The 13969-nt window shown below is 63.0% G+C and carries 19 protein-coding genes and 1 tRNA gene; 13 read left to right on the top strand and 7 right to left on the bottom strand.

Annotation, left to right across the window (positions count from 1 at the left end; translation table 11 throughout):
* Nucleotides 1-13: 13 nt before the first annotated feature.
* From ACI8UR_RS03620 to ACI8UR_RS03610, 3 genes are read left to right on the top strand one after another with little or no spacing between them, the layout of a single operon-like run.
* Nucleotides 14-1090 carry a glutamate--cysteine ligase gene (locus ACI8UR_RS03620; protein WP_411714571.1) on the top strand — a complete coding sequence of 359 codons (1077 nt, stop codon included), beginning with the start codon at nt 14-16 and terminating at the stop codon, nt 1088-1090.
* Between the two features lie 55 nt (nt 1091-1145).
* The gene (locus ACI8UR_RS03615; RefSeq protein ID WP_411714572.1) at nt 1146-1667 is read left to right on the top strand and encodes a winged helix-turn-helix transcriptional regulator; all 522 of its coding nucleotides are present in this window, start codon (nt 1146-1148) and stop codon (nt 1665-1667) included.
* Between the two features lie 50 nt (nt 1668-1717).
* A complete protein-coding gene (locus ACI8UR_RS03610; protein ID WP_411714573.1) occupies nt 1718-2209 on the top strand; it encodes a phosphopantetheine adenylyltransferase in 492 nt (163 codons plus the stop codon).
* A gap of 1 nt (nt 2210) precedes the next feature.
* Here the strand turns inward: ACI8UR_RS03610 and ACI8UR_RS03605 are convergent, their stop codons facing one another.
* Nucleotides 2211-2519 (bottom strand): transcription initiation factor IIB family protein, encoded by a 309-nt coding sequence (locus tag ACI8UR_RS03605; protein ID WP_411714574.1) that lies wholly within the window; start codon nt 2517-2519, stop codon nt 2211-2213.
* Nucleotides 2520-2592: 73 nt separating this feature from the next.
* On the opposite strand from ACI8UR_RS03605, the gene ACI8UR_RS03600 reads away from it, so the two are divergent.
* Both ACI8UR_RS03600 and ACI8UR_RS03595 read left to right on the top strand, forming a co-directional pair.
* On the top strand, nt 2593-3102 hold the full coding sequence (locus ACI8UR_RS03600) for an MOSC domain-containing protein (RefSeq protein WP_411714575.1): 510 nt from the start codon (nt 2593-2595) through the stop codon (nt 3100-3102).
* 39 nt (nt 3103-3141) lie between these two features.
* Nucleotides 3142-3226: transfer RNA gene (locus ACI8UR_RS03595), tRNA-Leu, on the top strand.
* A 775-nt stretch (nt 3227-4001) separates the two neighbouring features.
* On the opposite strand, the gene ACI8UR_RS03590 is transcribed toward ACI8UR_RS03595, so the two are convergent.
* Nucleotides 4002-4808 carry an alpha/beta fold hydrolase gene (locus ACI8UR_RS03590; RefSeq protein WP_411714576.1) on the bottom strand — a complete coding sequence of 269 codons (807 nt, stop codon included), beginning with the start codon at nt 4806-4808 and terminating at the stop codon, nt 4002-4004.
* A 123-nt stretch (nt 4809-4931) separates the two neighbouring features.
* On the opposite strand from ACI8UR_RS03590, the gene dacZ reads away from it, so the two are divergent.
* From dacZ to ACI8UR_RS03570, 4 genes are read left to right on the top strand one after another with little or no spacing between them, the layout of a single operon-like run.
* On the top strand, nt 4932-5741 hold the full coding sequence (gene dacZ / locus ACI8UR_RS03585; protein ID WP_411714577.1) for a diadenylate cyclase DacZ: 810 nt from the start codon (nt 4932-4934) through the stop codon (nt 5739-5741).
* On the top strand, nt 5741-6535 hold the full coding sequence (locus ACI8UR_RS03580) for a mechanosensitive ion channel family protein (RefSeq protein ID WP_411714578.1): 795 nt from the start codon (nt 5741-5743) through the stop codon (nt 6533-6535). Before dacZ ends, ACI8UR_RS03580 begins: the two co-directional genes overlap by 1 nt.
* A gap of 60 nt (nt 6536-6595) precedes the next feature.
* Nucleotides 6596-7099 (top strand): redoxin domain-containing protein, encoded by a 504-nt coding sequence (locus ACI8UR_RS03575; RefSeq protein WP_411714579.1) that lies wholly within the window; start codon nt 6596-6598, stop codon nt 7097-7099.
* A gap of 45 nt (nt 7100-7144) precedes the next feature.
* The gene (locus tag ACI8UR_RS03570) at nt 7145-7405 is read left to right on the top strand and encodes a hypothetical protein (RefSeq protein WP_411714580.1); all 261 of its coding nucleotides are present in this window, start codon (nt 7145-7147) and stop codon (nt 7403-7405) included.
* A gap of 3 nt (nt 7406-7408) precedes the next feature.
* Here the strand turns inward: ACI8UR_RS03570 and ACI8UR_RS03565 are convergent, their stop codons facing one another.
* Both ACI8UR_RS03565 and ACI8UR_RS03560 read right to left on the bottom strand, forming a co-directional pair.
* The gene (locus ACI8UR_RS03565; protein WP_411714581.1) at nt 7409-7954 is read right to left on the bottom strand and encodes an acyltransferase; all 546 of its coding nucleotides are present in this window, start codon (nt 7952-7954) and stop codon (nt 7409-7411) included.
* A gap of 30 nt (nt 7955-7984) precedes the next feature.
* On the bottom strand, nt 7985-9925 hold the full coding sequence (locus tag ACI8UR_RS03560) for a DEAD/DEAH box helicase (RefSeq protein WP_415087568.1): 1941 nt from the start codon (nt 9923-9925) through the stop codon (nt 7985-7987).
* A gap of 108 nt (nt 9926-10033) precedes the next feature.
* Between ACI8UR_RS03560 and ACI8UR_RS03555 the strand changes: the two genes are divergently transcribed.
* Nucleotides 10034-10324: a DUF5779 family protein gene (locus ACI8UR_RS03555; protein ID WP_411714583.1), complete on the top strand. Its 291-nt coding sequence runs from the start codon at nt 10034-10036 to the stop codon at nt 10322-10324.
* Between the two features lie 28 nt (nt 10325-10352).
* Here ACI8UR_RS03555 and ACI8UR_RS03550 read toward each other — a convergent pair whose 3' ends face one another.
* A complete protein-coding gene (locus ACI8UR_RS03550) occupies nt 10353-11054 on the bottom strand; it encodes a VOC family protein (RefSeq protein ID WP_415087567.1) in 702 nt (233 codons plus the stop codon).
* 95 nt (nt 11055-11149) lie between these two features.
* On the opposite strand from ACI8UR_RS03550, the gene ACI8UR_RS03545 reads away from it, so the two are divergent.
* Together ACI8UR_RS03545 and ACI8UR_RS03540 are read left to right on the top strand one after the other, a co-directional pair.
* On the top strand, nt 11150-11815 hold the full coding sequence (locus ACI8UR_RS03545; protein ID WP_415087565.1) for a hypothetical protein: 666 nt from the start codon (nt 11150-11152) through the stop codon (nt 11813-11815).
* A 94-nt stretch (nt 11816-11909) separates the two neighbouring features.
* Nucleotides 11910-12323, top strand: a complete 414-nt coding sequence (locus ACI8UR_RS03540; protein ID WP_415087564.1) for a hypothetical protein — start codon at nt 11910-11912, stop codon at nt 12321-12323.
* Here the strand turns inward: ACI8UR_RS03540 and ACI8UR_RS03535 are convergent.
* Nucleotides 12311-12520 (bottom strand): ribbon-helix-helix domain-containing protein, encoded by a 210-nt coding sequence (locus ACI8UR_RS03535; RefSeq protein WP_415087563.1) that lies wholly within the window; start codon nt 12518-12520, stop codon nt 12311-12313. The genes ACI8UR_RS03540 and ACI8UR_RS03535 overlap by 13 nt on opposite strands.
* A gap of 81 nt (nt 12521-12601) precedes the next feature.
* Between ACI8UR_RS03535 and ACI8UR_RS03530 the strand changes: the two genes are divergently transcribed.
* Nucleotides 12602-12931: a hypothetical protein gene (locus ACI8UR_RS03530; protein WP_415087562.1), complete on the top strand. Its 330-nt coding sequence runs from the start codon at nt 12602-12604 to the stop codon at nt 12929-12931.
* On the opposite strand, the gene aglJ is transcribed toward ACI8UR_RS03530, so the two are convergent.
* Nucleotides 12928-13863, bottom strand: coding sequence for an S-layer glycoprotein N-glycosyltransferase AglJ (aglJ, locus tag ACI8UR_RS03525; protein ID WP_415087561.1), 936 nt, complete (start codon nt 13861-13863; stop codon nt 12928-12930). The two genes, ACI8UR_RS03530 and aglJ, sit on opposite strands and share 4 nt — an antisense overlap.
* Nucleotides 13864-13969 lie beyond the last annotated feature (106 nt).

Here is a 13969-nt window from a genome sequence, read left to right as displayed (position 1 = left end):
GAAGTGGAGAGCGATGGAACTGGGCTCGCGTGCGGCCTTCGACCGGATGGGGACGCTCGGCATCGAAGAGGAGTTTTTCGTCGTCGATGAACGCGGCCACCCCACCGCCGGCACCGACGAACTCGTCTACCAGAGCGAGCCACCAGCAATCCTCGAAGACAGGCTCGACCACGAGCTGTTCAAATGCGTCATCGAGACGCAGACGCCGACAATCGACTCGCTGTCGGCCGCCGAGGACGCCCTCGCGGAGGTTCGGGAAGCACTCGTCGACCACGCGGAGGCGCACGGCTACGGCATCGCAGCCGCTGGCCTCCATCCGTCCGCGAAGTGGCGCGAACTCGAACACGCCGAGAAGCCGCGCTACCGGGCGCAGCTCGATCGGATTCAGTATCCGCAACACCGGAATACGACGGCTGGCCTGCACGTCCACGTCGGGGTCGACGATGCCGACAAAGCGGTGTGGATTGCAAACGAGATTCGGTGGTATCTCCCGATACTGCTTGCCCTCTCGGCGAACTCACCGTACTGGAACGGCTTTGATACGGGGCTTGCGTCGGCCCGAGCCAAAATCTTCGAGGCGCTGCCGAACACCGGCATGCCGACGACGTTCGAGGGGTTCGAGGAATTCCAGGAATTCGAGCGGATGATGGTCGAGAACGGCTCGATAAACGACCGCGGGGAGCTGTGGTACGACGTTCGGCCCCACTCCGCCCACGGTACCGTCGAGATACGGACGCCCGACGGGCAGGCCGACCCTGACCGCGTGATGGCGTTCGTCGAATACACGAAGGCGCTTGTCGACGACCTCGCGGCACGGTACGAGGACGGCAAGACGGGCTACGACCATCGACGGGAGCCTCTCGATGAGAACAAGTGGCGCGCGATGCGGCACGGCCACGACGTCGAACTGCTCTCAAAGGAGTGGGACGAAGCCATCCCGCTCGGCGAACTCGTCGACCGCGAAAGCAGCCGCCTCGGAGTCGACGGCATCCGCGATATTTATGACTCCGGAAGCGGCACCCAGCGCCAGCGTCGGCTCCGTGAAACCGGCGGCCTTGCTGCGGTTTGTGAGTCACTGCTGCTCGACTGAGCGCCGCCACTGGATTTATATACGGGTGTTCCTTGTGTCCGTCTGAATACAACGTATGTCTACGGACGAACCATCTGAGGACGGGCAGGGGGAGCCAGTTGAGGCGGACGACGACAGCGTACGCGACAAACTCGAACAGGAGGCCGAACGCGCCGCCGAACAGTTCGACGAGGGCATCGTCGATCTGCTCTCGTGGGTGTTGGACACCGAGACTCGCGCGCGAATCTACGTCTATCTGCGACAGACCCCCGGCAGCACGAGCGAGGAAATCGCCGAGGGAACGGGACTATACCCGAGCACCGTCCGCGAGGCGCTGGCGGAACTACACGACGAAGAGCGTGTCACGCGACACAAACGGGAGTCCAGCGGTGCCGGCAACAACCCCTACGAGTACACGACGATGGCGCCGAGCGACCTCGTGGGAAGCATCGTCGAGGACGTCCAATCGGAACTCAACACCGTGTTCAACCTCGATTCTCATCTCGGTGTTGCGAGCGAAGAGAGCGACGAGCCGGTAAGCATCACCGTCGAGAGCGAAACCGAGGGCCCGGACGACGAGCCCGCGGATGCAGCCTGACACTCGGCCCCATCGAAGCCACTAAACGGGGGCCGTCCCTTCCGGACTCCATGAACGTCGTACTGGGTGGCACGTTCGACCCGGTTCACGACGGCCACCGTGCGCTCTTCGACCGCGCGTTCGAGTTGGGCGACGTGACCGTCGGACTGACCAGCGACGGCCTCGCCCCGAAGACGCGCAACGTCGACCGCTACGTCCGATCCTTCGAGGAGCGCAAAGCCGACCTCGAAGCCGAGCTCGCGGAGTTCGCGACCGAGTACGACCGCGCATTCGAGGTGCGAACGCTGCGTGAGCCGACGGGCATCGCGACCGAACCCGGATTCGACGTGCTCATCGTCTCTCCCGAGACGCAAGACGGCGGCGAGAAAGTGAACGAGATTCGTGAGGAGCGCGGGCTCGACCCCCTCGACATCGAGGTCGTCGACCACGTCTACGCCGACGACGGCAAAGTCATCTCCTCGACGCGAGTCGTCTCCGGCGAAATCGACGAACACGGCAATCTCACGCCCGACCGCGAGGGGCGGCCACCGGCACGCGAGTAAGTTACCACTTTGGCGGGTCGAGGCCCGCTTCTTCGAGCAAGTCCTTCCAGCGCTGTTGTACGGTCAGCCGTGCGACCCCGACGGCGTCCGCGACGTCGGACTGTGACCGCCGGTCGCCAGCGATGAGCGCGCCGGCGTAGATGCTGGCCGCGACCGTCGCCTTCTTCGACCGATCCTCGTCCGGGACGGTCGAGAGAAACAGGTCGGTCGCCCGCGATTTCGCGTCGCTTCCGAGGTCGAGTCGCTCCGCCGCATCGTCGATGGCGGCGAGCCACTCCTCGTTTTCGACGTGGTCGCGGGCGCGATACATGCCCGACCGTCCGTCGCGCAGCTATATAAACCGTCGGCAGCGGACGTATGTGGTCGGCACACCAAGCGGGAGTATGCGTCTGGAATCTATCTTCATCGCCGAGGCTGCCGGAGAGCCGATGCAGTCGCGGTCGGAAATCGAAGCCGTCCACGGCGGCCTGGAGGGCGACCGCTACTGCACCGGCCGTGGCTACTATTCGCCGTTCGATGTCTGTGAGGCGACGTTCGTGCAGGCCGAAGCGCTCGACGAGATTCGAACGCAGCCGACCATCGAACTCGAGAACGGCGAGCATCGGCGCAATTTCGTCGTTCGCGGCGGCGACGTACACGACCTTCTGAACTGTCGATTCAGCCTCGGCGGGGCCGTGTTCGAGGGAACTCGACTCCGACCGCCCTGCCGGCACGTCGAGCAGGTCGCTGGCGAGGATGGACTGATGCGGGCATTGAGCGACGGCTGCGGTGGTATCTGTGCCCGCGTCGCAGAGCCCGGTACGGTTCGACTCGGTGACGAGATCGAGGGCATCGAGGAGATGGGCAACTTCGAGGGACTGGTCGCGAGCATCAAGGATCGCGTCGGTCGGTAGCGACAGGTATTTTTTCGGGACGGCGGTACGGCAGGATGCGCGCGGGTTGCCGAGCCAGGCCAAAGGCGTAGCGCTTAGGACGCTATCCCGTAGGGGTCCGCCGGTTCAAATCCGGTCCCGCGCACTAAGGAGCGAAGCGACGAAGGAGCAGGCCGGATTTGTGGCCTTACCACGAGCGACCACAGGGAGCGAAGTGGTTCCGGTTCAAATCCGGTTCCGCGCATACTACCTCGAACACCCCGATACGCATCCGGTTGGTACCGGAGGGGTTTTACGACAGTAGGAGAGATTTGAATGTAGACGGCACGGTCAGACAGCTACCTTTCAACCCACGTGGTTTCCACGTGCGGTTGCCGCTGCCCGACCTAAACCGTCTCTATAACACCGAAGAGCGACCGCTATTCCATACCGAAAAGCACCGACCCGAGAGCGTCAGGTTTGCCCACCAACCGAACGGCGGGGTCGTCACCGAGCGGGTGGAGTGTTCTATGCGAAAAGCATCAGATGCTCCTTCTGAATCCAGCCTCTGGTGACATCCTCTCACGCCTAAAGGCGTGGGCCTCCCACCCGGTGTTGGCCGGGGAGGTCACTCCTGGAGGTTGGGGGTCTAAGGTTTGCTGGACAGTCAGCCAGTGGCTCTGCCACGAAGCCGTTACACGTACCCTGTGAGGGGCTTCGAGTTATCTGATTGTTTAACGACGTCGGCGTGGTCGGCTTACGTTTTGATTTCGGCTATGAACCGTGGCAAACACCGAATCAACTGCCAGTTCTCCACGCACGCCTCTCTATACCATAGTTTGTATCTTAAATTGTCGGATCCATCTGGTGACTAAAACCACCAGTATTCTCCTTGAATCTCTATAATCCTCGACGCAGTTAAGTCCCTCCGCTGGCGGCAGTTAGTACACGTCCCCGAGGAACGACCGAATCGCGTCGTTGACCGGTTCGGGGTTCTCCAGATTCGAGGAGTGGCCGGCATCGGGAATCATCTCCCGGTGGGCGTCCAGTCGCTCGACGAGCGAGTCGGAGCGCTCCGGTTCGAGCGCGACGTCCTCCTCGCCGTGGACGACGAGCGCCGGCACGTCGATGTCGTCGAGTTCCTCGGTGAAGTCGGGACGCTCGAGCCACGAGTTCAGCTCGTGGTAGACGGAGTCGCCGGGATACGTCCGCCAGCGGTCGATCCACGCTTCGGAGAGAGCGGCGTTCTCCTCGTTCGTCGTCGATCCGAAGAGGATGTGTTGGACGACGCCGGCCAGTTGCTCGGGCACCTCGCCGGACGCCTTCGTCGTTTCGATCATATCGGTGTATCGTTCGATTTCGTCTTCGTCATGCTGCCCGGCAGTGGTATCGATCAACACGAGGCCGTCGACGCGCTCTGGATAGCGCTCGGCGAACCGCAGCGCCATGAATCCACCCATTGACATGCCCCCGAGGACGCATGAGTCGATGCCTTTGGCGTCCATCAGGGCGGCGCAGTCGTCCGCGAGGTCGTAGAGGTCGTACGGGCCGACGTATCGGTCGATGCGAGCGCGGGTGTCGTAGGCGACGACGCGGTAGTCGTCTTCGAGCGCTTCTATCTGGGGGTCGAACATCGTTCTGTCCATCAACGTTCCGTGACAGAACACGACCGGCGGCCCCTCTCCGCGGTCGGTGGCGACTGTTTCCGGGCGCGCTCGATACCGTTGTACCGACAGGTCTGGTGCCATAGCACACACCGCGTTGCCATCGACTTATAGATAGGGTGCCACTTCTGTGTGTTCGGTGATACTCGCAAGCCGCGCGTATGACTGCCCGCAAACCTTTTTCCTGTCTGATTCGATAGACGAACGATGAGTGAATTAAGCGACCTGCTGGACGAGATCGTTGCGGCTGTCGATAGCGTGTTCCTCTTTTCCCCGAGCGGGTCGCTGTACGATCGGTTCGCGGAAACCGACGTCCCCACCGTCGTCGTCGCACAGGAGAACGCGGTCGATGCCGACGACTACGTCAAACTCCCGCTGGAGTTCGAGGACGTGAGCGAGCGAATCCGCTTCGGCATCGAGGGCGGCCTTGACAGCGAGTTCATCGAGGAAGGCGACCAGGTGGCGTGTGCGGCGAAGCTGTTCTCCGACGACATCGACACCATCACTCGTGTTCGGGCCGGGGATTTCACCCGCTCCGGGGTGTACGACCTGTTCGTCAACAGCCGCGCCGCGCCGGACGTCATCCGGAACGTTCTCGAAGTGGCGATCGAGCTCGGCAAAAAGGGCCAGAAGGGGAAACGCGTCGGCGCGCTGTTCGTCGTCGGCGACGCGGGCAAGGTGATGAACAAATCCCGCCCGCTGTCGTACAACCCCTTCGAGAAGAGTCACGTCCACGTTGGTGACCCCATCGTCGACGTGATGCTCAAGGAGTTCTCGCGGCTCGACGGCGCGTTCGTCATCAGCGACTCGGGGAAGATCGTCTCCGCGTACCGCTATCTCGAACCGTCGGCAGAAGGCGTCGACATCCCCAAGGGACTCGGCGCGCGACACATGGCCGCCGGCGCCATCACCCGCGATACAAACGCCGTTGCGGTCGTCCTCTCGGAATCCGATGGACTGGTTCGCGCCTTCTCGGGCGGCGAGATCATCCTTGAACTCGACCCGGAGGAGTACTGATGGTCAATTTCGTCAGCGTTCGCCAGTGGTTCGTCGGTCTCACGCCGCCCGAACAGAACCTCGTTGTCGCGGTGGCGCTGCTGCTCGGCGGCCTCCTCCTCGGCGCAATTACGGCCTGGCTGATTCGCCGGCTCCTGTTGGCGTTCGGCGTCGACGAGGCCGTCGAAGGCACGCCGTTCGAGCGAACAGCCCACCAGCTCGGCACGTCGAGCGTTCTGCTTCTCGCACGACTGTGTGGACTGTTCATCTTCACGGTCGCAGCGCTGTACGCCGCCCAGATACTGCAGTTGATACCATCGAAGGCGTTCCTCAGGGAGGTCAGCGCGTTCCTGCCCAAGCTGTTCATCGCCGTCATCGTCGTCATCGTCGGCCTCATCCTCGGTGACAAGGCCGAACTCGTCGTCAACGACCAGCTTCGGAGCATCAAAGTCCCCGAGATGACGCTGATTCCGACGCTCGTGAAGGTGTCCATCCTCTACGTCGCCGGCCTCATCGCGCTATCACAGCTCGGCGTCGCCACCGGCGCGCTCCTCGTATTACTTGCGGCCTACACCTTCGGCGTCTTCTTCCTCGGCGGCCTCGCGTTCAAAGACCTCATGTCCTCGGCGGCAGCAGGAATGTACCTCCTTCTCACGGAGCCGTACGCCATCGGCGACGAGGTCGAAATCGATGGCAACCGTGGCATCGTCCAGGAGATCGACGTGTTCGTCACCTACGTCGAAGACGACGGTGAGGAGTATATGATCCCGAATCGGAAAGTGGTTCGCGAGGGCGCGATGCGCGTCCGGCAGTGAGAACAGGTTCGAATTCCGAACCGTGCATAGAGTTTTCACCTTCAGGGACAATCCGTCAGCATGCTCTCTGAAGGCACGACTGCACCAGATTTCACGCTCTCGGGTCTCGCACGCCCTGACGAAGACGGGGGCAGACAGATGGAGGAGTTCCACCTGACGGAGTTCGCCTCCGGGTCACCCACGCTACTAGCGTTCTATCCGGGCGATTTCAGTCCGGTCTGTACTGAGGAACTCTGTTCGCTGCGCGATATCGAACTCTCCGAACTCGATGAATCACGAGACGTCTACGGCATCTCGCGTGACAGCCTCTTCACGCATGAAGCGTTCGCCTACGACCACGACATCAGTTTCCCACTCTTGAGCGACGTCCAGGGCAAGGTGTGTAAATCGTACGACGCCGTCCACCAAGAGGACGCGGGCGATGGCGTCGAAGCGGGCCTCGCGAAACGTACCGTCTACGTCCTCGATTCGGCGTTAACAATCGTCCACGCCTGGCAGACGGACGACCCGTCCGTTGCTCCAGATATCGACGAAGTCGTCGACGAGATGCTCGCTGCCGACTGACCCCGACCGCGCACGCTTTTCCGTCGGGCCCGCGGATATCGTCGTATGCTCAACCTGAACATCGACGATTTCATGGTCGAACTCAAGGACGGCAGCATCTCGAACGTCGGCGCACCGAACAAATCCGCGACAGCAAAGCTGTTCGATATCTCGACGGCCGAGGCGCGCGCCTTCGGCGATAGTCAGGTCAAAATCGTCGCCGAGGACGACGGCAACGAGGTGCAGATCGCGCTATCAGCGCTGCAAGCGACGTCCATCGCCGACGATATCGAACGGCTGCAAGAAGAGAGTCCGGTGTTCGAGTAGCCGCTACTCCTCGGGGTTCGTTCCGGATGCCTCGCCGTCGACTGGCGTCGCGGGGACGCCTGCCCACGTCTCACCGGGTGGGACGTCTTCGGCGACGAGTGAGTTTGCGGCGACCTGTGCATCGGCGCCGATTTCGACGCCCGGAAGGACGATGGCGCCGGCACCGATCATCGCCCGTTCGCCAACGTGAATCTCACCAGTTCGGTACTCCTCCTGGAGGAACTCGTGGCACAGAAGCGTCACGTCGTAGCCGATGATGGCGTCGTCCTCGACGGTGACGAGCTCCGGCCAGAAGACGTCCGGCGTCGATTCGAGCCCCCAGGAGACGCCGTTGCCGACATCGACGCCGATGCGTTTCAGAAGCCAGTTTTTCGCCCGGAGGCTCGGCGAGTGTCGCGCCGCGACGATGAACGCGTAGTTGAACGCGACCCGAAGCGGGTGTTTGGCGTCAGTCCACGACCGCAGAGAGTTTCCGGGGCCGGGTGTCGGATGGCGAGCGAGTCGCTCGTGTCGCGATTCCCCGTCGCCGGTGTCGTCGCCGTCGGTCACACTCGACCATGACGGGGCAGCGATTTGAACTTACTCCTCGTCCGGGTCGATAGCCGCCTCGGTGTCCTCGCGCTCGGTGCCGGCGACCCGGCCGTCGCCGAAAGCGACCGGTTCGGCTTCGCGGACACGAACCCCGCGAGCCGCGAGATGCTGGGTACGCTTCCGCGCGAAATCCTCCTCGCGCGTGCCGCGCGTGGCAAGCACGTACATTCGGGCTTTTCCGACGGGTCGCATTGTCCGCCCGGCGCGCTGGGCGCCCTGTCGCCGTGACCCGCCGAGTCCCGACGCCGCAATCGCGACCTCGGTGTCGGGAAGGTCGATTCCCTCGTCACCGACACGGGAGACGACGATGGTGTCGAGTGGGCCGCCCCGGAACTCACCGAACAGCCGACTCCGGCGCGCGTGCGGCGTTTCACCGCTGATGAACGGCACGCCAAGTGCTTCCGCGATGGCATCGCCCTGGTCGATGAACTCGACGAAGATGATGGCTTTCGAGCCGCGATTATCCCGGAGGACGGCCTCGATTTCCTGTATCTTCGCCGGGTTCGTCGCCGCGAGCTGGCGCTTCTCGTGGCCCTGGCTGGAGCCGTACTCGTTGCGGTGCATCTCCGAGGCCCACGGGAGATACCGAATTTCGACCTCCGGCTCGGCCACGTAGCCGGCGTCGAACAGCGCGTTCCAGTCGGTACCGATTGGCGGCCCGATGAGCGTGTAGATCTCTCGCTCCTTATCGTCCTCCCTGATGGGCGTCGCCGACAGCCCGAGCCGGTGTTTGGTCTGGAGATTCGCGCTGCGGCGGCTGACCGGCGATGGGATGTGTTGGCACTCGTCGTAGACGATGAGGCCCCACTTCCGGGAATCAAACAGCATCCGGTGTCTGTCCATCCCCGCAGTCTGGTAGGTGGCGATGGTCACCGGGCGAATCTCTTTCGACCCGCCGTGGTACTCACCGACCTGTTCGGGCCCCAGCGTCGTGTGCTCGAGGACGTTGTCGTGCCACTGAGAGGCGAGGTCGCGTGACGGCACGAGAATGAGCGTCTCGCCCTCGATGTCGGCCATGATGCCGAGCGCAGCGATGGTCTTGCCCGACCCCGGCGGGCCGACGAGGACGCCGGATTTGGCGTCCGCAAAGCGTGCGACCCAGTCGGATTGGTAGGGCCGCAAATCCAGTCGCAAATCAAGGGGCATGGAATCGCCGGTATCCAGGTCGCGGTAGTCCTGCACTGGATAGCCGGCCTCGTACAGCGTCCGCTTGACCTCGGCTGTTCGGTCGTCAGCGACCCAGGCTGTCGTATCACCCATCCGAGCACGGAGGACGCCATCGTCGAGATGCTGCTCGGCCACGTTTCCGAGGAGGTCGGCGCTCTGGGCTTCGAGAACGACGTAGCCGTCCTCGTGGGTTTCGAGTCGGAACTTGTGGGCGCGTTCCCACTGCCCTTCGACCCATTCCTCTAAAGCGTCATGGCGGCCGCCAAGGGCCGACCGCATCGCCGTCCGGAGGTCGTCGAGCGTCTCGTGCGGCGCACTCCAGATGTCCTGTTCGCGCACCTCGTAAATGTACGCCTCATCGCGGTTCGTATCGCGAAGGTGGGCGAACTGTGAAAGCTGTGCGCGGGTGAACTGCGTCGGCTTGTCCGCGATTATCTCCCGCCGCTTCGGGAAGACCGTAATGCGCTCGCGGGCCGCAGTCTCCCGGTAATCGTCCGGGAACCACACGACCGGGTCGCGCTCGGCGTTGAGCTGCTGGATGCGTCCCTCCTCGGCGAGCGCTTCGAGCGCGTCCATCGCCTCGGCCTGCGAGCAGTCAGCGACGCGGGCCACCTCGCTTGCGGTCACGACCGGCCGGGTGCGATCTTCGAGCGTGTCGTAGAACGCCCCGATATCCACGTCCACGGTAGCATCTGCATCGGTGTCTCCGTCCGCATCTGTCTCTTCGGGCGAGCGCTCGGCATCGACGGACTCGTCTGTCACTACACGCCCTTGGCGGTGCGTGGACAAAAGCGCCTCGCGTCACGCTTCCTCCGCTCGCGGTTGCCACGAGGCCGGCAACCTTTTTCTAATGCGGCCGGAGACACGACTATGAGCGATTTCGACCTCGACTTACAGACCGCGGAGGGAGAACTCGACGAACCGGAAGCGAGTGGTCGTGTCGTACTCGGTGTTCTCGACGGGACGACCGATCCCGACGAATGGCTCTCACACGTCGAGAACGATGACGTGCTCGTGTTGAACATCGAGGGCGACCTGAACGAACTCGCGGCCGGCTTCGCACGAGACATCCGCGACATGGGCAGCGAGCTGATGCATTTCCGTGACTTCCTCGTCATCTCGCCACCCGGACGAGAGATCGACACAGACCGACTCAACTGATACTATCGGGCGTCACCCGGGAGCCGAGTCAGCGCTCGAGCAGCGTCAGATAATGCCCATCAGGGTCGCGGATGCGAACGCCTTCGTCGAGCGTCTCACGGCTCGTCACCCGCGCAGCGACGGAGTCGGCGGCCCGTTCCGGGTTCTTAGCCTCGAATCCCACGTCGACGTGGACGCCACCGCGGGCGTCCGCGAGTCCAAGGTGGGGTTCCCACAGTTCGATATCGAACGGCCCGTTCGTCAGTCGCGTGCGCTTGCGGTTGTCCCCTCGGTCGACCACGTCGAATCCGAGGTCTGTGTAGAACGTCTCCGCCGTGGGAAGGTCTTCGACCTCGAAGACGACCTCGAAGATGCCCGAAAGGGTCGGCTCCTCGCGCCCGGCATCGTCCTTTCGGCTTCCGATTTCGATGCAGTTGCCCTCCGGGTCGTAGAAGTACAGCGACCGCATGCCGCCGAAGTCGACCTCCTGTAGGTCGAAATCGGCTTCGAGGCTGTCCAACCAGGCGTCGTAGGAATCGGCCGGACAGGCGAAGGCGTAGTGGGTGTGGAGGCCGCCGCGAGGTACCCCATCGGGGCGTCGAATCCTGAGCTCTGTGTCAGCGCCGACATCGAGGGCGACCTCGCGGTCGGATGCACTCGTTACCGGAACGCCGAGATGGTCGCGATAGAACTCGACGACGGGGTCGACGTACTTGGCCTCGAGGGCGAGCCATCGGCACGCTCCGAGCATACGCAAACGGGGACATGCACGGCGATAAAACCCCCGGCGTCGCGGGGGCTGCCGCCACGTCGGCTTTTAACCGCCCCCGGCCCGACGTTGAGAGTATGCCAATGAAAGCATCCGGTGCGGCCGACCTGACGGTCGTCGACCGGTTCGATGACGGTGTCGGATGGATCGCGTATCCGGACGAGACGATGCAGCGTGCCTCCCACGCCGTCGAAAGCGACGGCCAACTGTGGGTTATCGACCCCGTCGACGCCGAGGGAGTTGACGACCTCTTCGAGGAGTTCGCCGAGGTCGGCGGCGTCGTCGTCCTGTTAGACCGCCACAAGCGAGACGCCGCGGCCGTCGCGAACCGCCACGACGTCCCCGTCTACGTGCCCGAGTGGATGAGTGGCGTCGAGGACGATCTCGATGCCCCAGTCAAGCAGATGACCGACGGCGTCGGCGATTTCGCCGTCGACCGACTTATCGACAATCCGTTCTGGCAAGAAGCCGTTCTCTTCGACGGCGAGACGCTCATCGTCCCCGAGGCGCTGGGGACGGTGTCGTACTTCTGTGCCTCCGGCGAACGGGTGGGCATCCACCCGATGTTGCGGGCCCTCCCGCCGAAGAAACTCCGTCAATACGACACCGAACGGCTGTTGGTCGGCCACGGTGAGGGGCTCTCCGAGGACGTCCGGCAGGAGGTTCGCGGGGCGCTGTCTGGCGCCCGTCGCAAAATGATTCCGCTGTATCTCAAGAACCTCCGCGGCGCGCTGGGCATTTAAACTCAGAGCGGCTTCTCACGCTTCGGACGAACTGCTGACCGCTGTATCCGGCGCGACACACGGAGTATTTACTTCGAGCGTCCTAACCCCAATCGTGGTTCATATTACGCGTGGGCTGTTGAAGGCGCTACTCGAACTCGCCGACGACCGTGACCCATCGTCCGTCACCGTGGCACTCGCCGTGACGCCGGCAGAGGAGTTCGCATCCGAACTGCCGCCCGACACACCGGTTTTCACCGATATGTACCTCCCGAACACCGGGAACTCTGTCACCGCCGTCTTCGGCATGGATATCTCCACGCCGAACGCTGCTGGCCGATTCATCTCCCACCCGGATGGAACGCTCGAGTTGACAAAAGCCGACGACCTTCACGAGGTCGTCTTCGTCGCCGTCCCACCGTACGAAGAGGCATCGGTCGCGGCGTTCGGCCGCTCGGGCGAAGGGCGACCGATCGAAATCGTCGATGCCGAACCGCCGGACGGCCAACTCGACGATTACTCCAGATAGCCCAGATCCTGCAGCTGGTCGGTTATCTCTTCGAACTCGGCTTCGGTCAGCTCGCCGCCCTGTTGATGTTGGATGACGATACTCCTGAGTAGGAAGCGGACGAGGTCGCTCGTCGAGGAGAAGCTCGTCCCCTCGATTGTCTCTTCGACCCGGTCGGCCAACTCCTTCGGAATCGACACCGTCGTGTAGTCTGCCATACCCATCCGAAAGTCGTCGGCCTGTTTAGGCGTTGTCCAAGTCGGGAGCCTTTAGGGCATCGTGGCTCTACGGGTGGTACAATGGGAGTACGGCCACCGCAGCAGGGTGACGACGAGGAACCCGCAACCGTCGCGTTCGGCATCGCGGCGCTCGACGAACATCTCGGCCGAGCAGACATCACGTTTCCGATGACTGACCAGGAGCTAATCTCGGCGCTTGGCGACCCAGACATCCCCTACGACGGCAAGAACAACACGATATCGCTGTCGCGCGCACTCGAGAACACACACGTCAGCCGCTTCGAGACGCGGCAAGACCTCATGAACGCGCTGCACCCGGTGTTCGAGGCCAAGCGCGAGCGCGCGAACAACAGCATCGTCGGCCAGCTCCGCTCGCTGCTACCGTTCTAATCCTCGACGTCACGGAGCCGATCCGAGAGCTCCTCCAGTCGCCGTGTCTGTTCTCTGTTCACCGAGACGATGATGTCAGACAGCACGCCGAACATCAGAAGCTGTGCCGATAGAAGCACGAAAAACGCCGCTAACAACGCGATGACGTCGTGTGAGATGCTGTTGACGAAGTACTCATAGCCGACGTATCCGGCCAGCCCGACGCCGATGAAGGTGCCAATCGCGGAGATACTGCCGAAGTAGAATAGCGGGTTGTTCGTCTTCGTGAGGGTGTACATCGTCAGCATGATTCGGCCACCGTCGGTCAGTGGGTTGAGGTTCGTCTCGGAGCCACCGGGCCGTGCTTCGTAGCGAATCGGGACGACCTCCGTCGGGACGCCTTGCCGGACGCACTCGGCGGCCAGCTCCGTCTCGATGCCGAACCCTTCGGCGTCGAGCCGGAACCGCTCGAAGGACTCCCGGCTGAACGCCCGGTACCCCGAGAGAATGTCCTTGAGGTTCCGGCCGTGAATCGCGGCGAACAGTCGGTTAATAAGCCAGTTCCCGACGGCGTTCAGCCGCGTCATCGCGCCCGGCTCCATGTCAGCGAACCGATCCCCGATGACGTGGTCGGCCCGACCATCGAACAGTGGCTCAAGCATCTGCTCGGCGTCCTCCGGGCGATACGTTCCGTCACCGTCCGCCATCAACACGTACGGCTGGTCGATGTGGGCGACCCCCTCTCGAACCGCCTGTCCCTTTCCGGTTCCCGACTGTGTGACGACCTCTGCTCCGTGGTCGCGAGCGATCGAACGCGTCGCGTCCGTCGAGTTGCCGTCGACCACGAGCACGTGTTCGAACCCCTCGTCGTGGAACCCGTCGATGACCTCGCCGACCGTCTCGGCTTCGTTCAGCGTCGGGAGAAGTACGCACACGTCCGCTAAGTCGGGCATTGCTCGACCCTGTGGCGCCAATGAATAAAAAGGCTGAGTTTTCCACGGCCGGCTAGGTTCCAGTCGCAAGACAGCCAATGGAAAAGGCTTATGCGCGTTTTGACAG

Source organism: Natronomonas sp., assembly GCF_047616845.1.
GTDB lineage: Archaea > Halobacteriota > Halobacteria > Halobacteriales > Haloarculaceae > Natronomonas.
Note: the sequence above shows the minus strand (reverse complement) of the source record. Positions and strands in the feature narration are given on the sequence as shown.